The organism is Actinomadura syzygii, assembly GCF_008085905.1.
In the GTDB taxonomy this organism is placed as follows: domain Bacteria; phylum Actinomycetota; class Actinomycetes; order Streptosporangiales; family Streptosporangiaceae; genus Spirillospora; species Spirillospora syzygii.
On sequence record NZ_VSFF01000009.1, the window covers coordinates 67605 to 91119 of the forward strand.

Here is a 23515-nt window from a genome sequence, read left to right on the forward strand (position 1 = left end):
CGTCCTCCAAACTATGTACGCAGTACGGATTTTCCATCGCGGCCAATATAACGTACGACGTACAGAGTTTCATCCCTGAGAGGATCGGCGGTGTGACGACCGAGTACAGCGGGGGCGGCGACCCGAGGCGCAGCCTGGAGCTGCTGTGGGGGGTGCGGGGCAAGCCCAGGCGCGGGCCGAAGCCGCGGCTGACGCCCGAGCAGATCGTCCGGACCGCGGTGAAGGTGGCCGACGCCGCCGGCCTGGACGCCCTGTCCATGCGCCGGATCGCCGACGAGCTGGACGTCTCCCCCATGTCGATCTACACCTACGTGCCCGGCAAGGCCGAGCTGATCGACGTCATGGTCGACCGCGCCGTCGCCGAGCTGACGCCGCCCGTCCAGGACGCCTGGCGCGAACGGCTGGAGCACATCGCGCGCGGCACCTGGGACCTGTTCCACCGCCATCCGTGGCTGTTGCAGGTCACGCTCGTGCGCCCGCCGATGGGCCCGAACATGCTCGGCAAGTACGAGTACGAGCTGCGCGCCGTGGACGGCCTCGGCCTCACCGACCTGGAGATGGACTCGGTCGTCGCGCTCGTCACCGGCTTCGCCGAGAGCGCCGCCCGCGTCTCGGTCAACGCCGCCGAGGCCGAGCGGCGCAGCGGGATCAGCGACGAGCAGTGGTGGGCGGCGACCGCGCCGCTCCTCGAAACGCTCGTGGACGAGACCGACTACCCGCTCGGCACCCGCGTCGGCACCGCCGCGGGGCAGGAGTACAACGCGGCGGTCGCCCCGGCGCGCGCGTTCGAGTTCGGCCTCGCCCGCATCCTGGACGGCGTCGCCGTCCTCATCGGCTCCCGCTAGCCCGCTTCGTGCGTCGCGTGGGGACGGCGGTCGCCGGGTCCTCCGGCCAGGGGTGCTTGGGGTAGCGTCCGCGCAGCTCCGCCCGCACGGCCCGGTACCCCTCGCGCCAGAACGAGGCGAGGTCGGCGGTGACCGCGGCGGGACGTCCGGCCGGGGACAGCAGGTGCACGACCAGCGGCACCCGCCCGCCCGCGAGCCGCGGCGCGGCGTCCCAGCCGAACAGCTCCTGCAGCTTCACCGCGAGGACGGGCCGCTCCTGCGCGTAGTCGACGCGGATCCGGGACCCGGACGGCACCTCAACCCGCTCGGGGGCGTACTCGTCGAGCTGCGCGGCCTGCTCCCACGGCAGCAGGCCGCGCAGCAGCGACGCGACGTCGAGCCGGGCCAGGTCTGCGCGCCGCCGCGCGCCCGCCAGCCGGTCGGGAAGGTGTTCCAGCAGTGCCGCGTCGTTGACGGCGGGCCACGGGTCGCCGAGCGCGGCGCGCAGGAACGCGAGCCGCTCGCGGAGGGCGACGGCTCCGGGCGTCCAGGTCAGGAGGCCGAGACCTTCGGCGCGGACGCCGTCGAGCAGCGCGGCCCGCACCGCGCCGGGTTCGGGGTCGCGGAGCGGCCGCTCGCCCAGCTCGATCGCGCCGAGGCGCTCGACGCGGCGGGCCACGACGTCGCCGCCCCGCCCGTCTGCGTCGAGCCAGGCGACCTCGTCGGCGGTGGCGAGCAGCGGGGCGGCGGCGAGCCGCGCGACGTCCTCGTCGATCACCACGGCCTGCCGGATCCGGGCCGACGCCGACCCGGCGGGACGGTCCGCCGCCGCGACGGCCAGCCATTCCGCCGAGGCGGCGGCGAGGGGCGACCCGTCCGCGAGGACCGCGCCCGTCCCGGACGCCATCAGGTACCCGCTCCCCCGCCGCGCCCGCGCGACCCGCTCCGGGAACGCCAGCGCCACCACGGTGCCCGCCGCGAGGTCGTCCCCTGGCGTCGCGCGGCCTTCGCCTGCGGGGAGGGCGCGGTTGAGGCGGGCGGCCTCGTCGCGCCAGCGGGCGGCGTGCGCGTCGGCGGGACGGCCGGGACGCCGCACCGCGCGCCACGCGGCGGTCAGGTCGTCCCCGGCGGAGCGCGGCGGCGGCTCGGACAGCAGCGCGACGATCTCGGCGGCGCGCCGCCCGCCGACCCGGGGCGCGCCGTCGAGCAGGGCGCGGGCGAGCCGGGGATGCAGCCCGACCCGCGCGAGCGCGCGTCCCCGGTCGGTGACCCGCCCGTCGTCCACGGCGCCGAGGGCGCGGAGGGTGGCGCGGGCGGCGTCCAGCGCGGCGGGCGGGGGCGGGTCGGGCAGGGCGAGGCCGGTCGCGTCCGGGTCGCCCCAGCACGCGGCCTGCAGCGCGAAGCCGGTCAGGTCGGCCAGCTCGATCTCCGGGCGGGGACGCGCGGGCAGCCGGGCGTGCTCGGCCTCCGTCCAGCAGCGGTGGACGGCGCCGGGGGCCTCGCGTCCGGCGCGGCCGGCGCGCTGGTCGGCGGTGGCGCGGGATGCGCGGACGGTCGTCAGCGCGCCCAGCCCGCGCGCGTGGTCGGTGCGCGGCTCGCGGGCCAGCCCGGAGTCGACGACGACGCGGACGCCGGGGACGGTCAGGCTCGACTCGGCTACCGACGTGGCGAGCACGACCCGGCGGCGGGACGCCGGTGCGAGCACCGCGTCCTGCACGGCCTGCGGCGCCTGCCCGTGCACCTGGAGGACGTCGGCGGCCACGTCGCCGAGCTGCCCGGCGACCCGCGCGATCTCCCCGACGCCCGGCAGGAAGCACAGGACGTCGCCGTCGCGTTCGGCCAGCGCGCGGCGGACGGTGGCGGCGACGTGCGCGAGGAACGCCGGGTCGACGCGCATCCCGTGCGGCGGCGCGACCGGGCGCGGCGGCGGGCACCAGACCGTCTCGACGGGGTGCAGCGCGGCCTCGGTCTCCACGACGGGGGCGGGCCCGGCGGCGCCGCCGAGGAGCCGCGCCCAGGGCCCGGTGTCGGCGGTCGCGGACGCGGCGACGAGCCGCAGGTCGGGACGCAGCGTGTCGCGGACGTCGAGCAGGAACGCCAGCGCGGTGTCGGCGTCGAGGTGCCGCTCGTGGCACTCGTCCAGGATCACGGTGCCGACGCCGGACAGCTCCGGGTCGTCCTGGACGCGTTGCAGGACGACGCCCGTGGTGACGACCTCGACGCGCTCACCCGGGCGCGACTCGCCGCGCACCGTGACCCCGACCTGGCCGCCGACGCGGCCGCCGAGCGTGCGCGCCATCCGGCGGGCGGCGGCGCGGGCGGCGAGCCGCCGCGGCTCCAGCACCAGCACCTTCCCCTCGGCGGCGGGCGGCCCGCCGAGGGCGAGCCCGGCGAGCGCGAGCGGGACGAGCGTCGTCTTACCGGTGCCGGGCGGCGCCGCGAGGACGGCCGCGCCGCGGTCGGCCAGGGCGGCGCGCAGCGCGGGCACGACGTGCCGGACGGGCAGGTTCTCCACGGCGCTCGGGTCCACCCGCCCAGTCTGCCGGGTGCCGCGACCTGGCCGGACAACGACCACCGCCCGATCGGGCGAGGGCCGATCCGACAAGGAATGTGACCCGAAATGAAAAAGGCCGTGAAGCTTACGGTGATAGTTGCACCGCGCCTTTCATTAACAGCGCCTCCCGCATCGGGAGTTTTTCCCCGGATTCCGCGTCCCAACCATCGAAAGACCAGGTAGGCGACGCTTTTCGAGCCGGAGAGTTGCCTTTCAGTTTGATTTACGTCACCTTGCGAACCGTAGCTTTGAAATCCCGCGCTTCTGCATAATATAAGCGTTGTAGCAGGCTGTTGGGAGGTTCGTTGTGATCGGCAGCTCCATCTACCTGAGAGACCGCGCCGCGTTCACCGGCGGTTCACCGCAGGCGGTTTACGCGGAGCTGTGGCAGCGCGGCCGAAAAGCCAGATTGCGGACCCGCGCAATTCTGGCGGGCGCGACGCTCATCCTGTGCGGACTGCTGGTCAACGCCATATTCGGTTTCGTGATGGCCGTGCTGGTGGCGGCGGCGGACGCGCTGGTCCATTGGCGCGTCTACCACGCCTCCAGCGTGTGGCGGCGCGGGCTGCGGGGCGAGGAGCGGATGAACCGGGTGCTGCGCCACACGCTGGAGAGGCGCGGGCACCGGGTGTTGTACGAGCGGACGGTCCCCGGTCACGGGACGGCCGACGAGCTCGTGGTGGGACCGGGCGGGATCTGGCTCGTGCACAACGAGGCATGGCACCCCGACGCGGAGATCTCCCGCCACGGCGAGCGGCTGTTCGTCGACGGGCGGACCCAGACCAAGCTCGTGCGCGGCCTGACCGCGCGGGCGGACGCCGCCGCCGAGCTGATCTCACGGGTCGCGGAGGTGCCCGTGAAGGTCACGCCGGTGCTGGCCGTGCACGGCGGCAGGATCGTCCGCCCGCCCTTCCGGGCGGACGGGATCGTGTTCGCCCCGCCGCTCAGGCTCGTCCGCTGGATGCTCCGCAACCCGTCCGCCGACCGGTCGCAGGAGGAGGTCGAGGCGATCGCCAGGGCCGCGGTCCACGCGCTGCCGATCGGCGGCCGCCTCACCCCGCACGCGAGCTGACCACCCCGATGATCACCCGACACCTGTGGCCGGAGGGCTCACACGCCGCCGCCCACAGGGCGCCCACCGCCCGCTTCGGGCCCGCCACCCTGGCGGGCGGTGCGGCGCAACCAGAGCAGACCCACGACCGGGAGCACCAGCGGGACGAACCCGTAGCCGCGCCCGTACCCGGACCAGACGGTCTCGTCGGGGAACGCCGCGGAGTCGGCGACGCTGAGCGTCCCCACCACGAGCACCCCGGCGAGCTCGGTGCCGCAGGCGGCGACGGCGACCCGCAGCGACGTCCGCCCGCCCCGCGCGAGCGCGACCGTCGCGAGGACGTAGACGGCCGCGGCGAACGCCGACAGCGCGTAGGCGACGGGCGCCTCGGAGAACTTCGTGGCGATCTGCACGCCCGCCCGCGCGCCCGCCGCCAGCGCGAAGATCGCGTAGACGGCGACGAGCAGCCGTCCCGGACCGCTGCCGGTCCCGGGACGGGACGTGCCGCCCGCGCGGGCGTCCACGGCGCCGGCGCGGGCGTCGCCGCCCGCGCGGGCCTCGCCGCCGACCTCGGCGGCGGCCTCAGCGCCGACCTCGGCGCCGGTCGGGCCGCCGGTCCGGATTCCCTCGGGTTCAGGCAACGGTGCCGCTCCACAACTGGTCGAGCCGGACGATCATGACAGCGACGGCGAGGGCGGCGACGACGATCACGCCGGGCCCCCACCGGGTGCGCTCCAGCAGCCCCCACCCCGCGCCCGCGGCCGGGATGAGCAGCACGCCGAGCAGGTAGCCGACGAACGTCGCCGGGCTGTCGGGGCCGCCGTCGCCGGACAGCTTCACGAACCCGACGACGGCCTGCGCCACGAGCAGCGCCTCCAGCACGCCGAGCGCGACGAGGTGCCCGGTGCCCATCGGACGGTCGCGCAGCGCCGTCACCAGGGCGTACGCGGCGGCCAGCAGCGCCACCACGATGATCACTGTGGCCAGGACGTTCGACACGCGCACCAGGCTACTACTACGCCGTGTAGAGGACGCCGCCGCGCCGGTCATGGCAGCATGGCGGGCGTGGACGCGCTGCAGTGGCTGATCCTGACCCGGCACGGTGAGAGCACCGGCAACGTCGCCTACGAGGCGGTGCTCGGCACCGACGCGGAGGAGGCGGGCATCCCCGAGCGGGACGCCGACGTCCCCCTGTCGGACACCGGTCGCGCCCAGGCGGCGGCGCTCGGCCGCAGGCTCGCCGCGCTGCCCCCGGACGAGCGCCCGACGCTGGTCGTCGCGTCTCCGTACCTGCGCGCCCTGGACACCGCCAAGATCGCGCTCGCGGCCGCGTTCGGCGACCGGCCGGACGACCCGGACGTCCCGCCGCTGCGCGTGGACGAGCGGCTCCGCGACCGCGAGCAGGGCGTGCTGCAGGGGCTGACCGCGCTCGGCGTCCGCCGCCGGTTCCCCGCCGAGGCCGCGCAGCTCGACCGCCTCGGCAAGTTCTACTACCGGCCGCCGGGCGGGGAGTCGTGGGCCGACCTCGCGCTGCGGCTGCGCAGCTTCTACCGCGACCTGGAGGCCGACGCCCCAGGAGGGCGGATCCTCGTCGTCACGCACGACGCGATCGTGGTGATGACCCGCTACGTGGTGGAGGGCCTGTCCGAGCGGGAGATCCTGGAGATCGAGAAGGAGCCGGTCGCCAACGCGTCCCTCACCCGCTGGCGGCGGGACGGCACCGGCCTGCGCGCCGTCTGCTACAACGAATGCGCGCACCTCATCGAGGCGGGCGTCGCGCCGTGGCGGCCCGAGCCGCAGGGCCCGCGCCCCTAGAGAACGGCCGCCCTAGAGCCGACCGTGCAGCAGGCGGTCGCTGCGGGACGCGACGGCGGGCAGCCGCGGATCGTCCGGCGGCAGCACGGCCCGCAGCCGTTCCAGCGCCTCCAGGTCGTCGCGGCCCGGCTCGGTCTGCGCGTAGGTCCACAGCGCGTCGGCGCCGCCCCGGTCGAGCGCCTGCCGCCGGACCAGCACGGCCAGCTCGTCGCGCTCGTCGCGGATCGCGGGCGCGTCCGAGCCCGGCAGCAGCTCGCCGGTGTAGAGCCGGACGACGCCCGCGACGTCGCCGTCGTCCAGCAGCCGCCGGACGGTGAGGAAGTCGGCCTCCACCGCGCAGCCGAGCCGGTAGGGCCGGGCGCGGACGACGCCGTCGAGCCGCTCCCGCAGCCGGTGGATCTCCGGCCGGACGGTCGCCGGGCTGCCGTCGTCGCCGTACAGGTACAGCGCGAGCCGGTCGCCGCTCAGCCCGCGCGGGTGCAGCGCGAGCAGCGCGAGGATCTCGGCGTGCCGCAGCGTCAGCGGGACGGGCCGGCCGTCCAGCCGGGCCTGCGGGCGGCCGTCGCCGAGGAACGACAGCGTCAGCAGCCGCCGCGCGGGCGCCGCGGCCGCGGCCCGCCGCCCGCCGGGCCGCAGCGCCGAGCGGAGCGGCTCGCCCCCGGCGGCGCGGCCGGGGACGGCGGCCGGCCGCAGCAGGAACGCCTCGCCGAGCGGCTCGGCGACGGCGGTGCGGCCGTCGGGCAGCTTCACCGTGCCGCCCGCCTCGGGGACGGCGAGCCGCAGCCCCCGCCACCCCGCCGGGCCCGGCACGGCCGCGTCCGGCCCGGCGGCGAGCACCCGGCCGGTGGCGGTGATGAGGACGCCGGACCCGCCGAGCCCCCGCAGGTGCGGGAGCAGCCGGTCGCGGAGCCGCTCGTCGCGCTGCCGCATCTCGTTCTCCAACCGCGCCTCGGCGAGCCTGGCCGCGGCGGCGACGAGCGCGACGGTCGCCGGGTGCAGCGCGTCGACGGTCGCGCTGACGTCGATGCAGCCGATCACCCGCCCCGAGTCGGGGTCGGTGATCGGCGCGCCCGCGCACGACCAGCCGTGCAGGATGTGCGCGACGTGCTCGGCGGCGTACACGAACTCGGCCCGCCCGGACGCGAGCGCGGTGCCGATGCCGTTCGTCCCGACGGCGTCCTCGGACCAGCGGAACCCGTCGGTCAGCCCGATCGCGTCGGCGGCGCGGCGGGCCGCGGGCGGGCCCTGCGTCCACAGCACGTGCCCGGCGTCGTCGGTGATCACCATGAGGTGCTCGGTCTCGTCGGCGACCCCACGCAGCAGCTCCTCCAGCATGGGGACGTGCCGGTCGAGGGGGTGGGCGCCGCGCGCGTCGGCGATCACGTCGCGGTCGTAGACCAGGGGCGCGGCCCGCACGTCCACGTCGACTCCCGCGTCCCGGGAGCGGCGCCACGACTCGGAGATCGGCGGCCGGACCGCCACCGGTTTGCGCACCACCAGCAGTCCTTTCCCCCGGAGAGAACCTGGCTCGTCCGAGGATCGGCCCATCGGCGGAGCGGCGCAACCGTTTCCCGGGATTCGAGCGCGGCCGGATCCGGCACGGTGAGTGATCTCCCGGTCGCAACGTGCATGCAACCTCGGGCCGCTTACCGTTACGACCGCTGGGAGCCGGAAGGCCGTCCAGGAGTCCCGTCGTCCCGTTGCGCGTCCGGGGGGAACGCGTGCGGGACGACGGGCCGCGGCCGCCCGGTCCGGCGGTTGACACGCAGGTGAAGCGCATCTGACGTGCACCGCCTCCCGGCGCAACGGGGAGGACTGGACACCATGCTCTGCTTGACCTGCCACCGCGTCCGGCCGGCGCTCGACCGCGCGGACTACACCGCCGAACGCGCCTGGCTCATCGTCCGTCGCGGGCTGTGCACGTGCGGCACGCCGAACCCGGCGGCGCCGCGACCCGCCCATCTGGCGCCCGTCCGAAAACCGGCCGGTTCACCGAAATAATGATCTGAGTGAAGGCGGGGTTCACGGCCGGTTCGCCTAGAGTTTAGGGAGCGTCCATCACGGCCCCTGGAGGGAGCGCCATGACCGTGATCCTGGGTCTCGTCCGCCGTGCCACCGCCGAGGCGGAGCACCGGTTGCGGGAGGGCGTCGGCCTTCTCGTCAGACTCGGACGGGACCTGGAACGGTCGGCGGAACTCGGACGGCTCCTGCCCGCCCTCGTCCAGCGCCTGACGATACTGGAGCAGACCGTCCGGGACCAGGACGCCGAGCTGCGCACCCTGCGCACCGAGCTCGACTCGCTGGTCGGGCAGCTCAACGACCGGCTGCTGCCGCGCATCGACGAGCGGATGGACGACACCGAACGCGACCTCGCCGCCGTCGCGACCAGCCTGATCCGCACCGGCCGCGACACCGCGGGCAACGGCGCCCGGCTGGAGACCGCCGAGCACCGCCTCGGCGACCTGCGCACCAAGATCGCGCAACTGGAGCAGCGGACCGGGCTGTGGCGCGACCTCCAGGCCAACGTGGCCCGCCTCGGCGACGACCTCGACGCGATGCGCGCCCGGATGGCGCTGCGCGCCGCCGAGCCCCCGGCCGACGCCGCGGCGGTGCAGAACATCACCGACCGCCCGGCCTGACGCTGTTCTCGGCGGTACGCACCGTGCGGGGCGGTTCGTGCGGGGCGGTTCGCTCCGTCCATGAGAATGGACGCATGACGCAGCCGCCCACCGAGAACACCGGCACCGACGACACCGGCGCCGCCGCCGTCGGACCGCTGCCCGCCGCGCGGGGCTTCGCCAGCGACAACCAGGCGAGCGTCCACCCGGACGTGCTCGCCGCGCTCGCCGCCGTCAACGACGGGCACCAGCCCGCCTACGGCGACGACGCCGTCACCGCGCGGCTCCGCGAGGTCGTCCGGCAGCACTTCGGGCCGCGCGCCGAGGTGTTCCCCGTGTTCAACGGGACGGGCGCGAACGTCGTGTCGCTGCAGGCGATGTCGGAGCGGTGGAGCTCGGTGGTCTGCCCGGAGTCGGCGCACGTCAACACCGACGAGTGCGGCGCGTCCGAGAAGATCGCCGGGTTGAAGCTCGTCACCGTCCCGACGCCGGACGGCAAGCTGACGCCCGAGCTCGTCGCGGAGTACGCGACGGGGTTCGGGAACATCCAGCGGCGCGAGCCCGCCGTCGTGTCGATCACGCAGAGCACCGAGCTCGGCACCGTCTACACGCCGGAGGAGACGGCGGCCGTCGCGGTCGCGGCGCACGAGCGCGGCCTCGCGGTGCACATGGACGGCGCGCGCATCGCCAACGCCGCCGCGTCCCTCGGCGTCCCGCTGCGCGCCCTCACCACCGACGCGGGCGTGGACGTCCTGTCGTTCGGCGGCACCAAGAACGGGCTGCTGCTCGGCGAGGCGATCGTCGTCCTGAACCCGGACGCCGTGCGCGGCCTCGTCTACCTGCGCAAGTCGAGCATGCAGCTCGCGTCGAAGATGCGGTACGTGTCCGCGCAGCTCGTCGCGCTGCTCGACGGGAACCTGTGGCTGCGCAACGCGACGCACGCCAACGCGATGGCGGCGCGGCTGGAGGCGGCGGCACGGGCCGTCCCCGGCGTCCGGATCACGCAGGCGGTGCAGGCGAACACCGTGTTCGCGATCGTCCCGAAGGACGCGGCGGACCGGCTGCGCAAGCGGTTCCCCTTCTACACCTGGGACGAGCGGACCGGCGAGGTCCGCTGGGTCTGCTCCTTCGACACCACCGCCGCCGACGTCGACGCCTTCGCCGCCGCGCTCGCCGCCGAGACGCCGTCCTGACCAGCGGGCATACCGGACATCGGGCCGCGCCCGGAACGCTCCAGGCCCGCCGGGCTATCGTGTCCCGAACAGCATTCGGTACAGGAGGCGAACCGATGGCCATCCGCACCTTCGTCGTCGGCGTGGGCATGACCAAGTTCGAGAAGCCCGGCTCCCGCGACTGGGAGTACCCCGACATGGCCAAGGAGGCCGTCGGCAACGCCCTCGCCGACGCCGGCGTCGAGTACGGCAAGGTCGAGATGGCCTACGCCGGGTCCATGTACGGGTCGATGGGCCAGCGCGCCCTCTACGAGACCGGCATGACCGGCATCCCGGTGATGACCGTCATGAACGCGTGCGCGACCGGGTCCAGCGCGCTGTTCCTCGCCCGGCAGGCGATCCGCGGCGGCCTCGCCGACTGCGCGCTCGCGCTCGGCATGGAGAAGATGAAGAAGGGCTCGCTCGGCGCGGGCGTCGGCGAGTCGAAGGTCACCATCATCGACCACCACCTCACGTCCATGGCCGCCGGACGCGAATGGGAGCTCGACAAGGCGCCCATGCCGCAGATGTTCGGCAACGCCGGACGCGAGCACATGGAGAAGTACGGCTCCACCGCCGACCACTACGCCTGGATCGGCTGGAAGAACCACAAGCACTCGGTCAACAACCCCTACGCCCAGTTCCAGACCGAGTACTCGCTCGACGACGTCAAGAACGCCACGATGATCTTCGACCCGCTGACCAAGCTCCAGTGCTCCCCCACGTCCGACGGGGCGGGCGCCGCCATCGTCGCCAGCGAGCGCTTCGTGGACGAGCACGACCTCTGGGACCGCGCCGTCGAGATCGCCGGGCACCACATCGCCACCGACACCCCCGAGAGCTTCGCCGACCACTCGTCCATCCAGGTCGTCGGGTTCGGCTGCTCGCAGCGCGCCGCCCGCGCCGCCATGGACGAGGCGCAGGTCTCCATCGGCGACGTCGACGTCATCGAACTGCACGACTGCTTCAGCGCCAACGAGCTCATCACCTACGAGGCGCTCGGCATGGCCGAGATCGGCGAGGGCCACAAGCTCGTCGACGACGCGGCCACCACCTACGGCGGGACGTGGGTCGTCAACCCGTCCGGCGGCCTGATCTCCAAGGGCCACCCGCTCGGCGCCACCGGCCTCGCCCAGTGCGCCGAGCTGACCTGGCAACTCCGCGGCGAGGCCGGAGCCCGCCAGGTCGACGGCGCCCGCGTCGCCCTCCAGCACAACATCGGCCTGGGCAGCGCCTGCGCCGTCGCCGTCTACAAGCCCGCGACCGCCTGACCCGCGCGCCGGGGCCTCGACCGAACCTCGGGCCCGGACGAGCGCGGACGGCGGCAAGCGTCCGGTGCACCGTCGCGGCTCGTCCGGGACCGCTATCGAGCCGTCGCGTGAACGGTCACGAGAGCCGGGCGCCGAGCCGCGACGAGCGGCGGCCGGGCCGCGGGACCGCGGACCCGGCGCGCGCGGACACCGCCAGGCGCGGCCGGAGGTCGCGGCACGCCGCCAGGATCCGCTGGACGTCGTCGTCCGACAGGGCCGCGTGCGCCGACAACCGCACCAGCGTCCGCCCCACCGACGCGGTCGGCGGGAACAGGGCGGCGCTGAGGATGTCCCGGGTGACCAGCGCGTCCCGCAGCGTCGTCGCGTCGGCCTCCGACCCCGTCTCCACCGCGATGATCGGCGTGTCGGAGTCGACGAGGCGGTAGCCGAGCTCGGCCAGGCCGTCGCGCAGCCGCCGGGTGACGGCGCGCAGCCGGTCGCGGCGGGGCCCCTCGTCCCGGACGACCCGCAGCGCCGCCGCGATCCCCGCGATGTCGTGCGGCAGCAGCGTCGAGCTGAACACGGCAGGGAGCGCGGTGTGGGTGAAGTAGTCCGCGAATCCGGGACGGTCGCAGGCGATCAGCCCGGCCCGCCCCGGCAGGGCCTTCGCCAGGCTCGCGGTGCGGAAGTCGACGCGGCCGGTCAGCCCGAGCTCCGCGACCAGGCCCTCGCCGCGCTCGCCGTGCGTGCCGAGGGAGTGCGACTCGTCCACCACGAGGAGGCAGTCGTGCTCCTCGGCGATCTCCACCAGGCCGGGCAGCGGGCACACCGTCCCGTCGGTGCTGTAGACGGCGTCCACCGCGATCACCCCGGAGCCGCCCACCTCGATCCGGCGGCGCAGGTGGTCGAGGTCGTTGTGGCGGAAGTAGGACAGCTCGGCCCCCGCGCCGCGCGCCCCCTCCCACAGCGACATGTGGGCCAGGACGTCCAGGTAGACGGGCACGTCCGGACCGGCGACCACCTGGAGCAGCCCCGTGTTCGCCACCCAGCCGGACGGGCACAGCACCGCGGCCCGCGCGCCGAGGTGCCGCGCGAACTCCGCGCCGAGGGCGATCTGCGGGTGGTCGTCGGGCAGGCACGGGCCGGGGACCGGCGCCGAGGCCGCGCCGTCCGCCGCGCGCAGACTCGCGATCATGGCGTCGGCGATCGCCGGGTGCTCGGCGATGGCGAGGTAGTCGCTGCAGGTCAGGACGATCGTCCGGGTGCCGGGCGGCACGGTGGGCGAGGCCGCCCGGCGGCCGCCCCTGGTGCCCCGGAAGTGCCTGATGCGTTCGCCCAGTCGCTGGTGCGCGCTGGTCATGCTCGTCACTCTCCCCCGTCATGCAATCGTCACGGCTCGTAACGGTCCCTAATCATAGGGTGAAATGAATCCATGGGGTGGACCAAAAGCCGCGGACCGGTCCAGAAATTCAGCCGCCCGGTGAGCTGCCCCGACGGCGGGCGTCCGGGGGGCGGCGGTAATCGTCAGGCGCCGTTCGCGTCGAACCGGCCTGGGCGTCGCACGCCCTTCAGACAAACGGCCGATCACTAGGGTGTGGAGACCATCACCGCCGGGGCCGATCCCGCGGCCCCCGCCGGGCTCCCGACGAACTCCGGCGGGCCCGCCGCGACCCCTGCAAGGGCCCGCCGGGGCCGCTGGGCCGTCCTCTGGGCCCTGGCCGTCGCACTCGCCGCCGCGGTGGCGCTCACGACCGGGGCGCCGGGCGCGGCCGTGTCCACACTCACCCGCACGCGCTGGACCTACCTGCCGCCGCTCGTCCTGCTGTCGGTGCTGCACTTCGTGCTCTCCGCGGTCGCGCTGCGCGGCGCGGCCGGACGGCCCCTCCCCCTTTTCGAGACGACGCTGGCGCAGTTCACCGCGGCGGCGGCCAACCGCGTGACGCCGAGCGGGCTCGGCGCGGTCGCCGTCAACACCCGCTACCTCGTCTGCAGGGGGCTGCCGCTGTCGCGGGCGGCGCTCGCCGTCACGCTGCTGCAGCTCACGGGCCTCCCCGCGGACCTGACGCTGATGGCCGCGGTGTTCGGCGCGAGCGGCGGCGACGACCGCGTCCTCGACGCCCTCGGACGGCACGTCGCGCGGGCCGCCGGGCTCGTCCCGGCCGTGCCGCTGCTCGTCGCCGCCGGGCTGCTGCTGCCCGCGGCGTTGCTTTACGGACTCCATGCGCTGCGCTCCCCCACCACCCGCCGCGCCGTCCGCAGCGCCGCCGACCGCGCTGCCGCTGGGCTGGCCGAGCTGCGCCGCAGGCCGCGCGACGTGGCGGTCGCGTTCGCCGCGTCCGCGTCGACCACGCTCGCGCTCGGGCTGGCGTTCGCGCTCAGCGTGCTCGCCGTGCCGGACACCGGCGCCGGACCGGGGGACGTCCTCGCGCTGCTGGCCGCCTACCTGGTGGGCGCCACCGCGGGCGCGGCGGTGCCGGCGCCGGGCGGGGTCGGCTCGACGGAGGCCGCGCTGGTCGCCGGGCTCGCCGCGCTCGGCGTCGCCACCGCGCCCGCCCTGCACGCCGTGCTGGTGTTCCGGGCGATCACCTTCTGGGCGCCGGTGCCGATCGGGCTGCTGACCTGCCGGACGCTCCGCCGGTGAGCGTCTTTACATTGTAGATCACGTAGAGGTGCTACTCTCGTCGTCGTGACGAGTCCCGAAGCCGACAGACGCTGACTCCCGGGCGGCCGCCCTTCGCGCGGGCCGCCCGATGCGGGGCTGTTTTCCCACCCTTGATCGTTCATCGCGCATTCACGTTTTCCGCGCCGTGCTTTTACGAGGGTTCTTCGTTTATCGCCAGCGCCGTCCGCGCCGATGCCGGACGGCAGTCCCGGCGGCAGCCCCCATTTCTTGACGATCGGTCGTCCGTTCGCCGCCTCGGGAGTCTCTTTTGCCATTCGCCGTCTACGTCCTCGGGCTCGCCGTGTTCGCCCAGGGGACTTCGGAGTTCATGCTGTCCGGGCTCGTCCCCGGCATCGCCGCCGACCTCGGCGTGTCCGTGCCCGCCGCCGGGCTGCTCACGTCCGCGTTCGCCGTCGGGATGGTGGTCGGCGCGCCGTCGATGACGCTCGCCGCCCGGCGCTGGCCCCGCCGCCGTACCCTGCTCGTCTTCCTGTGCGCGTTCGTCGCCGTCCATGTCGCGGGCGCGCTCACCGGCAGCTATGCGGTGCTGCTCGCCACCCGCGTCGCCGCCGCGCTCGCCAACGCCGGGTTCTGGGCCGTGGCGCTCGCCGCCGCGACCGCGCTTGTGCCGCCGGAGTCGCGCGCCCGCGCCACGTCCGTGGTGGTCGGCGGCGTCACCGTCGCCTGCGTCGCCGGGGTGCCCGCGGGCGCGCTGCTCGGCGGGCAGTTCGGCTGGCGGGCCGCGTTCTGGGCGGTCGCCGTCGTCTCGGTGCCCGCCGTCGTCGCCGTCGCGCGGACGATCCCGGACGACCGGCCGGCCGCGCCGAGCGCCCGCGGCGAGCTCCGCGCGCTCGCCGACCGCGGCCTGCTGCGCATCCTCGCCGTCAACGCGCTGTTCCAGGGCGCGACGTTCTGCTCCTTCACCTACCTCGCGACGCTCGTCACCGAGGTCACCGGGCTCGCCCCGGGGTGGGTGCCGGGCATGCTCGCCCTGTTCGGCGCCGGCTCGTTCGCGGGCGTCGTGATCGCCGGACGGGTCGCCGACCGCCGTCCCGGCGCGCTCATCGCCGCCGGGATGACGTCGTCGGCGATCGGCTGGGCCGTCCTCGCGCTGGCCGCCGGGAACGTCGCGGCGACCGTCGCGCTCGTGTTCGCGCAGGGCATGCTGGCGTTCGGCACCGGGCCCGCGCTGATCGCGCGCGTCCTCGCGCGGGGCGCCGCCGCGCCGACGCTGGCCGGCGGGTACGCGACCGCCGCGTTCAACGTCGGCGGCGCGGTCGGCCCCTGGCTCGGCGGCGCCGCGATCGGCGCGGGCCTCGGCTACCGCTCGCCGGTGTGGGCGAGCGCGGTGCTCATGGCGCTCGCCGTCACCCTTGCAGCGACTTCTGCAGGGACGCCACCTTGGCGGACCCGTTCAGCGCGGGCAGGTAGCCGAGCTTATGGCCGCGCGCGGTGGGGTGGTAGGACGAGTCGAACGGGATCGTGACCGCGTTGAGCCAGTCGTCGCCGGAGCACAGCTCGTGGCCGCCGAACTCGTCCCGGACGTCCGACCAGGTGAACCCGGCCCGCCCGACCGCGCTGGAGATCACGCCGTCGAGGGTGTCGGCGGCGTGGTTCAGCGCGGTGCGCTTGGTGTTGCTCAGCCCCACGCACACGTCGACGATCTTGTAGAGGCGGGGGTAGCCGAGCACGACGACGCGGGCGGACGGCGCCTTCGCGCGGATCTGCCCGTAGATCGAGTCGAGGCGTCCGGGCAGGGTGTTGTGCATGAACGTCTCGGCCTGCTTGACCCGGCTCTGGCAGTTCGCCGTCGACTGGAGCACGCAGGTCTGCATGACGTCGGCGAACCCGGCGTCGTTGCCGCCGATCGAGATGCTGACGAGGTTCGTCGACGAGCTGAGCGCGCCGAGCTGCCCGCTCGCGACGGTCGCGGTCGTCGCGCCCGAGCACGCGACGAACTTGTAGGACGAGGTGGCGTGCGCGGCGGCCCACAGGTTCGGGTAGGCGTTGGCGCTGCGGTTGCACGACCCGCTGGCGGGGTCGTAGCTCCCGGCCCCGGTACCGGACGAGTAGGAGTCGCCGAGGGCGACGTAGTTCGGGCCGGCCGCCGAGGCCGAGCCGGGAAGTGCGACTGAACCGGCGGCTACGGACACCGCACCGAAAGCGACCAGAAGGGGGCGGGAGAAACGCATCTGCACTCCGGAGCGAGGTATCGAATTGTGTCGCCCGCCTTATACCCGTGACGCCATTCTCCCAAGCTCACGATCTGATCAACAAAGTTCGTCAGAGTTAGACCTTGAAAACGGGAAACCCACCCAAAAACGGACCCCCACCCCACAACCCATGCCAACCAATTCAACGATCACCCCCGCCCCCGCTACCCCGGCAGCTCGGCGCCCCGGCTATCCCGGCGGCTCGGCACCCAAGGGGATCGGTTGCTCCGCGGACCGGCACTCCGGTGGATCGGTGGGCAGCGGCTCCGAGGACCGGCGGATCACGACGCCGACGGATCACGACGCCGACGGATCACGAGGGCGGCGGATCACGAGGGCGGCGGATCACGAGGGCGGCGGATCACGAGGGCGGCGGATCACGAGGGCGGCGGATCACGAGGGCGGCGGATCACGAGGGCGGCGGATCACGAGGGCGGCGGATCACGAGGGCGGCGGCTTGGGGGGTCATGTCGTTCCGGCGGGTTGCCATGCAGCGGTCTCCGCCACACGGTGGCCGCGGACGCCGAGGGTCGTGGCGAACGTGCGCTGCCGCTTCGGGACGCCGTGCACGAGCATCGTCTCGTCCGCAGCGACCTCGCCCGCGATGTCGAGCAGCCCCCGGCGGTCGGCGTGCGCGGACAGCCGCATCGTCTCCACCCGGGCCCGGACCGGGATGGTGATCTCTCCGTCCCGGTCCGGGAGCGTGACCGCGCCGCCGGACGAGGCGAGGTCCAGCAGCGCCCGCCCCGGCGACTCCTCGTCCTGATAGCCGGAAATGAACAGCGCGCTGCCCGGCTCCGGCAGAACCCGCCGCGCCCATTCCACGACGGGACCGCCGGTCAGCATGCCGGACGTGGAGATGACGACGCCCGTCCGGAACCCGTCCAACTCGGCTGGACGGTCTGCCGCCGCCGTGCCGCCCGTGAAGATCCGGATTCCCGGGTCGAGGGACTCGAACACGGTCGCGAGGTCGGCAGCCATGCCATCCACCCGGACGGGCACGTCCGGCAGCCGCCGCCGCATGATCAGCGCGATCTCCTGCGCGCGGCCGAGCGCGAACGCGGGAATGAGCACCCGACCTCCGCGCCCGTGCACCTCGGCGACAGCCCGCACCAACTGGTCCACCCGCAGATCGCGGGCATCGTGCTCCTCGGCACAGCAGGTGGACTCCATGACCAGCAGGTCCGCGCCGCGCGCCGACTCCGGAAGCGCGTACCCGCCGACGGTCTCCTGCCGGAAGCCGGAGATGTCGCCGGTGACGACGACGCGGCGGTCCCCGGCGCGGACCACGACCCCGGCTGCGCCGAGGACGTGCCCGGCCGGGAACAGCTCGACGGTCAGCGCCCCGATCCGGCGCGGCACGCCAAGCGACAGTGCCTCGCGCCGCCGGGTCGCGGCGTCGACCTCGCGCGGACCGTAGAGGACGGCCGCCTCCGCACCCCACCGAGCCCGGCCGCGCTCCCGCGCCGCCATCACCTTCGCGGTGTCGGCCCACATCACCGGCATCAGCGCCGCGGTCTCCGGGGTGGCGAGGACGCGCAGCCCCGGCCGCCGCGCCACCAGCGCCGGGATATGCCCGCAGTGGTCGTTATGGGCGTGCGTGACGACGACCGCGTCCAGGGGGCCTTCGAGGGCGCGGTCGATGTCGCGGGGCGGGGCGGCGCGGTCGCCCGGCCGCAGCCCCGCATCGATCAGAATCCGGGTGCCGCCCGCCTCAACAAGCAAGCACGACCCGCCAATGTGGTCGTCCCCGCCAAGCGGCACGACCCGCAGCCCAAGCTCGGCGTTAACGACGACCTGCGGCGGCACCGGCTCGGCAAGCGCCCGAAGAACACCGAGCACCTCCCCTGGCCTCACCCCCACAGCACGCGCCACAACGCCCAGCACCCCGCCCTCCACCCCAGCCGCGGCCCACTCCGAAGCGACACACGCGCCATCCCCGTCCCCCGATACGGCAGGCATGTCCCCTGCCCCGGCGGGCACCCTCTTCGACGCCGCGGGCACGTCCTCCAACGCCGCGGGCACGCCTTTCGACGCTGCGGACACACCGTCCAGCGTGGCGAGCGCCCCCTCCGCCCTGGGTGCGTTCCCTGCCCGGGCGGGCGCGCCCTTCAACGCGGCGGGCACCCTCTCCGACCTGGCGGACGCTTCCTTCAACGCCGTGGGTATGTCCTTCGACGCGGTGGGCGCGCCTTTCGTCGGAGGTGCGCCCTTCGGGGCCACGGGGGCGATCTTCGGCGCAGTGGATGCGTTTTGCGCGGTAGCGGGGGCGTTTTCAGGTGTGGGGTGTTCGAGTGCGGTTAGGAGGGCGGCGGCTAGGGCGCGCGGGGACGTCCAGCGGCGGCGTTCGGCGGCGAGGCGTCGGTCCAGGCCGTCCGCCCGCTCCTTCTGTTCGGCGAGCGCGGCACGGGCTTCGGTGAGGGCGTCGCGGGTTTCCGTAAGGCGGCGGGTGGCGGTGACGGCGTCGCGCTTCGCGTATTCCAGACGCCCGCGTGCCTCCCGGAGCCGTTTCCGTAATTCGTCGGCGCGCCGGATGGCCCGGTCGGCGCGTCGGTCCGCCCGGTCCGCGGCCCGCTCGACGGCCGGGGCGGGGACGGGCGCGAGCCAGGCTTGGGCGGCGCGTGCCACGGCGTCGTCGGGGTGCAGGAGCACTGCGGCCAGCGCACGAACGTCGGCGGCGGGGGCTGCCTCCGCCAGCAGGACGGCGGCGCGGCGGCGCAGGACCGGGAAGCGAACGAGCGCCGCCAGCAGCATCGGCGTCCGCCCCGCGACCAGCATGTCCGGGTCGGGCGGCAGGCGGGACGCCGGCGGCCGCTCCAGCACCGCGACCGCCACCGCGCGCAGCACCGCGGCGAGCGCCGCGCCGTCTGGGGCGACCCGGGCGGCGGGTCCTGGGGCGGACGTCATCCCTGGTCCGCCCATCGGGTCGCCTCGGCCAGGACCGGTTCGCAGGCGAGGAGGCCGCCCGCGCTGTCGAGCGCGCCGAGTGTTCGGAGCGCGTCCACGAGGTCGCGGGTGCCGGTGTAGCCGCGGGCGTGTAGCGCGTCGGGGGCCAGCGCGGAGGCGCCCTGTTCTTCGGACAGGGCGAGGAGGGCGGCGAAGTCCTCGGGTGTTTCGCGGCCGTCCCAGTTGACGAGTTCCCGCCAGGCTGCGGCGAGGCATTCGTCGGCGTGGACGCCGGTGTCGTCCAGCAGGGCGGCAGGTCTGGCGCGCACCTGCCGCAGGACGGCATCGAGCGCGTGGTCGCGGTCGCCGCCACGTTCGGCGATGCCGGTGACGACGCGTCCAACCAGCGCTGGCCAGCCGCCGGTGCGGCGGACGAGCTCGCGTTGCCCGGCGTCGTCGGGGAAGCCGAGGGAGTCCTCCAGCATCCACTGCCGGACGGCGGGCGGGTCGAACCGCCGCAGCGGCACCAGCTCGACGTCGTCGGCGGACGCGCAGCGCAGCCAGGCCGGAGCGGACGCGGGCCCCGCGACGAGCACCACCGAGAGCGTCCCCTCCCCCGACTCGTCGGCGACCGCCGCCCGCGCCTCCGCGAGTCGCCGCTCGAACTGGTCGGCGTGGTGCGGGGCGGGCAGGTCGAGGAGGATCACGTCGTGACCGCCGCGCCCGCGGGCGCGGCGCAGCGCGGCCTCCAGCGTCCCGTCCTCCGGTCGGACGGACCAAAGCGCCAGCCCCGGCAGCCCGGCGGGCATGTCCTCCAGCGACCTGACCACCCGTTCGGCGTGCATGGCGGCAGACCCGGTCACCACGTGGACGAGCCGCTCAGCACGCAGCAGTCCGGTGATCTGGCCGATGCTGAGCGGGGCGCGGTCGGGACCGTCCCGGTACGCCATGCGGTAGGAGTGGGCGTCGTGGTGGTCAGGCTCCTCAAACAGCTGGGTGAGGAGGTCGTTTGACACGTCCTGGACGCGGTCGAAGTCGTGGCGGGCGTCGGTGAGCCGGTTCAGCGTCTCCTCGGCCGCGGGTTCCTCGCCCTCGGTGAGCAGGCCGTCCCGCCGGGACGTCGCGATCCGGTCGCGGACCCGCTCTACGCGCCCGTCCCGGACGGCCCGCGCCTCCCGGACCAGCTCCTCCCGCCGCGCCCGCAGCCGCGCCGCCGCCTCCGGATCGGCGGACTCCAAGGCGGCGACGACGGCCTCGGTGCCCTCGTGGTCGAGTCGCGCGGCCCGCGCCTCGAACACGGCGGCCCAGTCGGGCGGCCCGGCAATCGCGACCTCCGCCAGCCTTTCGGCGGACACCTCGCCCAGGGGGAGCAGGGTGCGCGGGTCAAGGGGGACGTCGACGACGGCCAGCAAGTCGAGGTTCAGCAGGCGGGCGGCGGGCGGTTCGACGGTCGGCAGCGGCCGACCGTCCAGCAGCGCGAACGACTCGGCGAGGAGCTCGCGCGCGGCCTCCACCGCGGCCGCGGCGGGCTGCCACCTCGCGCGCGCATCGGCTGGTATCCGATGCGCGTCGGACGGTGGACGGTTCGCTTCAGCGGATGAACGATGCGCGTCGGTTGGTTGGCGCTGGGCGTCGGACGGGAGACGGTCCGCGTCGGTTGATGGACGGTATGCGTCCGCCATGGCGGCAAGGGCGTCGTCAACGGCGGCGCGGTGGCCCTCGATCGTCTCGCGGAGCTGCCGCAGCGGGCCGGTCCGCCAGTCGGAGTCGTCCGGACCGCCGTCGCCGTGCTCCTTCACCGCGGCGGCCCACGCCCCGGCGGCGCCGAGGGCGCCGTCGATCCATTTGTGCAGCGTGGCCCGCGCTCCCGCGATGATCGGTTTGCTCTTCTTGCGGCCGTTCACCCGGGCGTCGGTCTCGTCGATCAGCCGGTCGACGCCCGCCCCCGCGCGCAACCGGACCACCTCGGCGGCCGCCGCGTCCGCACCCGCCGGGTCGTCGCCTGCCGCGAGCGTCAGCAGCCGACCGATCTCCCCGTCCTTGAGGACCAGCGCCTTCCATACCTCGGTGGCACGGGCGAGCTTGACGGTGCGGTGCGGGGCCTCCTCCAGCAACCGGGCCGCGTCCTGGGAGGCAGTGCGGCGGGCCTCCGCCAGCCCCACCGCGCCGCGGATCCAGCCGTCCATACCCGGACTCAGGTACACCCCGGCCCTCGCCGCCAGCGCGAACGCCTCCCCGCACTCCTTCAGGACGGGGTGCGCGGACACCACCACGTTCAGGCCCTCCACCAGCCGCGTCGCATCCGGATACACCAACCCGGCCCGGATCGCGGCGGCCCACGCCAGCACACCGCCCGCCGGGTCGTCAGCAAGCGCCTTCGCGTCCAGCCCCGCCGCCAGCGCGGAGAACTCGGCGGTCAGCGGCCCGGCGAACACCGCCATCCGGGAGGCAAGCGCCGCGCACCAGCGCGCGTGCACCTCGGCATCGGGACGCCCGGCGGCTTTGCGGATCCACCCGGCGAGCCCGAATCGTCCCGCCAGCAGAGCGGCTCCCTCTGCCGCGAGCGGGTCTGCCTCCTGTAGGACGTCGTCCTGTGCGGGGATGCGGGCTTGGCGGCGCGGCGATTCGTCTTCGGCACCTTCAACCGAGCCTGGCCTGACTAGCTCGCGCGAATCGTCATGAATGGGCTCGGAGGGTTGCCGCTCAGTTAGTTCAGCCTGACTAGCCTCGGACTCGGGACGGGTTGCTTTCGGCTTTTCAGGCCGCGCCCGGGCGACGGGGATCGTCTGTTCTATGAATGCGTCCAGCGCGGACATCTCCTCGACGTCCTCGCCGGGCGGCTCGTCATCGGGCGCCTTCCGTGGCGCGGGAACGTCCACGGCCTCCTCAGACGGCGCGGCAGCCGTCTGCCCGGAGGCGGACGGTTTGGAGGACGACGGCTCGGCGGGCGGCGGCGCAGCGGACGGCTGCTCGGCTGGTGACGACTCAGGAAGCGGCGGTGCTGCAGGCGACTGCTCAGAGGATGGTGGCGCGACGGGCGGGGGTGTGGCGTCGGCGGGGACGTCCCCGACCGTGAGGCCGCCCATCAGCGCGACGTCGACGAGGGGGTGCCAGCGGTCGGGCAGTTCGGCGCGGGCCCGTCCGGCCAGGGCGGGGACTTCGGACCGGTCCTCCTCGACGCCCATCGCCTCGATCAGCTCGGCGAGGACGGCCAGCCCCGCGCCGTCGTCCGCGTCGCCGTCGGCGGCGGCATGGCGGACCTCCTCCAGCAACTCCGCCACGAACTCCGGGCCCTGGACGCCGCGGAGCGCGCGTAACCGGTCCCCGGCGCGGAGGGCGCTCAGCGCGTCCTGCACGGAGGACGCGAGGGCGGGCAGGTCCGCCGGGTGCTCCCCCGGGAGGAGGGCCCCGATCTTCCTGCGGACGCCGTCGTAGTCCGCGACCGCGCCCTTGATCAATGTCAGGTCGGCGTCGTCCGGGCGGCGGCCTTCGCGCAGTCGTCCGGCGGCGCGGTCGGCCGCGTCCGCCCCCGCGGTGAACCGGTCGCGCAGGCCGTCCAGCTCGGTGACCAGGTCCTCGGGACGCGGCGACGGCCCCCGCCGGATCGCCTCCCGCAGCTCCCCGAGCCCGGCCGGACGGGCGGGCAGCTCCGGGTGCGCGTCCCGAAAGGCCGTCCACATGTCGCGCACCGCGGGCAGCGCCCGGTCGTCGGGCTCGGCCGCGAGCAGCCCGAGCGCGACCACGGCGAGCGGACGGTCCTCCAGCACGGCCCGGACGAGCCCCCAGCGCATGAGCGCCTCGGGTGCCTCGAACTCCACCAGCATCCGGACGCCGGGCGCCCGCGCGAGCACATCCGCGGCCGCTCCAGCGTCCAGCAGCGCGGCGCAGTCGGCCGCGTCGAGCTCGTCGGAGTTGCGGAGGCCGTGGAGCCAGAGGCCGCCCATCAGGAATCGCAGCGGGGCCCGCCGCTTCGACTCCCCCTGCCGCATCGTGCGCAGGATGAGCCTGTCCGCGCCGGGCGGGAGCCGCTTCGCGTCGCGCAGACGAACGGTCTCCAGCACGGCCCGCAGCATCTCGGGCGGGCTCAGCCGCAGGAATTCCCGCACGTCCGCGGCGGACACTCCCGCCAGTGCCCTTTCCTCCAGCTCCGCCGCATCCGTGGGCTCACCGACCCATTCGCGCAGAGACCCGAAAGGCGCGCGTCCGTCATGGCACCCTTCACACCGAGAACCCTGACTCATCCGTCTCCGACCCGCCCTCCACGTCCGCCGCCGCGCCGCACGCGCCCCGTCGCGGGGACGCCCGTGACGCGAGCATAACGCAGAGTCATTGCTCGGTCCATCAAACGGCAAAGTTGATGTTGATCGAGTTCACACCACCACGGCATGCGGTAGCGACACGCACCTCGTCGACGGACAGGCCCGCGCTGAC

General features: G+C 74.8%; 16 protein-coding genes. 8 read left to right on the forward strand and 8 right to left on the reverse strand.

Going from position 1 to position 23515, the window contains the following annotated elements:
• The first annotated feature begins 92 nt into the window (after window positions 1-92).
• On the forward strand, window positions 93-845 hold the full coding sequence (locus FXF65_RS23290; protein ID WP_148352149.1) for a TetR/AcrR family transcriptional regulator: 753 nt from the start codon (window positions 93-95) through the stop codon (window positions 843-845).
• Here FXF65_RS23290 and hrpB read toward each other — a convergent pair.
• A complete protein-coding gene (hrpB, locus tag FXF65_RS23295) occupies window positions 829-3354 on the reverse strand; it encodes an ATP-dependent helicase HrpB (RefSeq protein ID WP_148352150.1) in 2526 nt (841 codons plus the stop codon). The two genes, FXF65_RS23290 and hrpB, sit on opposite strands and share 17 nt — an antisense overlap.
• A 331-nt stretch (window positions 3355-3685) precedes the next feature.
• Between hrpB and FXF65_RS23300 the strand changes: the two genes are divergently transcribed.
• Complete coding sequence (locus tag FXF65_RS23300) at window positions 3686-4450, forward strand: NERD domain-containing protein (protein ID WP_246199027.1); 765 nt, start codon at window positions 3686-3688, stop codon at window positions 4448-4450.
• Between the two features lie 38 nt (window positions 4451-4488).
• Here the strand turns inward: FXF65_RS23300 and FXF65_RS23305 are convergent, their stop codons facing one another.
• Complete coding sequence (locus FXF65_RS23305; RefSeq protein ID WP_148352506.1) at window positions 4489-4953, reverse strand: hypothetical protein; 465 nt, start codon at window positions 4951-4953, stop codon at window positions 4489-4491.
• Window positions 4954-5062: 109 nt separating this feature from the next.
• Window positions 5063-5428: a hypothetical protein gene (locus tag FXF65_RS23310; RefSeq protein ID WP_067890281.1), complete on the reverse strand. Its 366-nt coding sequence runs from the start codon at window positions 5426-5428 to the stop codon at window positions 5063-5065.
• Between the two features lie 57 nt (window positions 5429-5485).
• On the opposite strand from FXF65_RS23310, the gene FXF65_RS23315 reads away from it, so the two are divergent.
• Window positions 5486-6244 carry a histidine phosphatase family protein gene (locus FXF65_RS23315; protein ID WP_148352151.1) on the forward strand — a complete coding sequence of 253 codons (759 nt, stop codon included), beginning with the start codon at window positions 5486-5488 and terminating at the stop codon, window positions 6242-6244.
• A gap of 12 nt (window positions 6245-6256) precedes the next feature.
• Here the strand turns inward: FXF65_RS23315 and FXF65_RS23320 are convergent, their stop codons facing one another.
• On the reverse strand, window positions 6257-7741 hold the full coding sequence (locus FXF65_RS23320) for a GAF domain-containing protein (RefSeq protein WP_246199028.1): 1485 nt from the start codon (window positions 7739-7741) through the stop codon (window positions 6257-6259).
• A gap of 584 nt (window positions 7742-8325) precedes the next feature.
• On the opposite strand from FXF65_RS23320, the gene FXF65_RS23325 reads away from it, so the two are divergent.
• The 3 genes from FXF65_RS23325 to FXF65_RS23335 all read left to right on the forward strand — a co-directional run bounded on the left by FXF65_RS23325 (window position 8326) and on the right by FXF65_RS23335 (window position 11344).
• A complete protein-coding gene (locus FXF65_RS23325) occupies window positions 8326-8883 on the forward strand; it encodes a hypothetical protein (RefSeq protein WP_148352153.1) in 558 nt (185 codons plus the stop codon).
• Between the two features lie 74 nt (window positions 8884-8957).
• On the forward strand, window positions 8958-10055 hold the full coding sequence (locus FXF65_RS23330) for a threonine aldolase family protein (RefSeq protein WP_148352154.1): 1098 nt from the start codon (window positions 8958-8960) through the stop codon (window positions 10053-10055).
• Between the two features lie 95 nt (window positions 10056-10150).
• Window positions 10151-11344, forward strand: coding sequence for a thiolase C-terminal domain-containing protein (locus FXF65_RS23335; RefSeq protein WP_148352155.1), 1194 nt, complete (start codon window positions 10151-10153; stop codon window positions 11342-11344).
• A gap of 115 nt (window positions 11345-11459) precedes the next feature.
• Here FXF65_RS23335 and FXF65_RS23340 read toward each other — a convergent pair whose 3' ends face one another.
• Window positions 11460-12683 carry an aminotransferase class I/II-fold pyridoxal phosphate-dependent enzyme gene (locus tag FXF65_RS23340; RefSeq protein WP_148352156.1) on the reverse strand — a complete coding sequence of 408 codons (1224 nt, stop codon included), beginning with the start codon at window positions 12681-12683 and terminating at the stop codon, window positions 11460-11462.
• A gap of 234 nt (window positions 12684-12917) precedes the next feature.
• Between FXF65_RS23340 and FXF65_RS23345 the strand changes: the two genes are divergently transcribed.
• Window positions 12918-13964, forward strand: coding sequence for a lysylphosphatidylglycerol synthase transmembrane domain-containing protein (locus FXF65_RS23345; RefSeq protein ID WP_148352157.1), 1047 nt, complete (start codon window positions 12918-12920; stop codon window positions 13962-13964).
• Between the two features lie 289 nt (window positions 13965-14253).
• On the forward strand, window positions 14254-15471 hold the full coding sequence (locus FXF65_RS23350) for a Cmx/CmrA family chloramphenicol efflux MFS transporter (protein ID WP_148352158.1): 1218 nt from the start codon (window positions 14254-14256) through the stop codon (window positions 15469-15471).
• On the opposite strand, the gene FXF65_RS23355 is transcribed toward FXF65_RS23350, so the two are convergent.
• From FXF65_RS23355 to FXF65_RS23365, 3 genes are all read right to left on the reverse strand, one after another.
• The gene (locus FXF65_RS23355; protein WP_148352159.1) at window positions 15353-16177 is read right to left on the reverse strand and encodes an SGNH/GDSL hydrolase family protein; all 825 of its coding nucleotides are present in this window, start codon (window positions 16175-16177) and stop codon (window positions 15353-15355) included. The genes FXF65_RS23350 and FXF65_RS23355 overlap by 119 nt on opposite strands.
• Before the next feature lie 486 nt (window positions 16178-16663).
• The gene (locus FXF65_RS23360) at window positions 16664-19105 is read right to left on the reverse strand and encodes an MBL fold metallo-hydrolase (RefSeq protein ID WP_148352160.1); all 2442 of its coding nucleotides are present in this window, start codon (window positions 19103-19105) and stop codon (window positions 16664-16666) included.
• A complete protein-coding gene (locus tag FXF65_RS23365; protein WP_148352161.1) occupies window positions 19102-23205 on the reverse strand; it encodes a hypothetical protein in 4104 nt (1367 codons plus the stop codon). The genes FXF65_RS23360 and FXF65_RS23365 overlap by 4 nt, the downstream gene beginning before the upstream one ends.
• Between the last annotated feature and the right edge of the window lie 310 nt (window positions 23206-23515).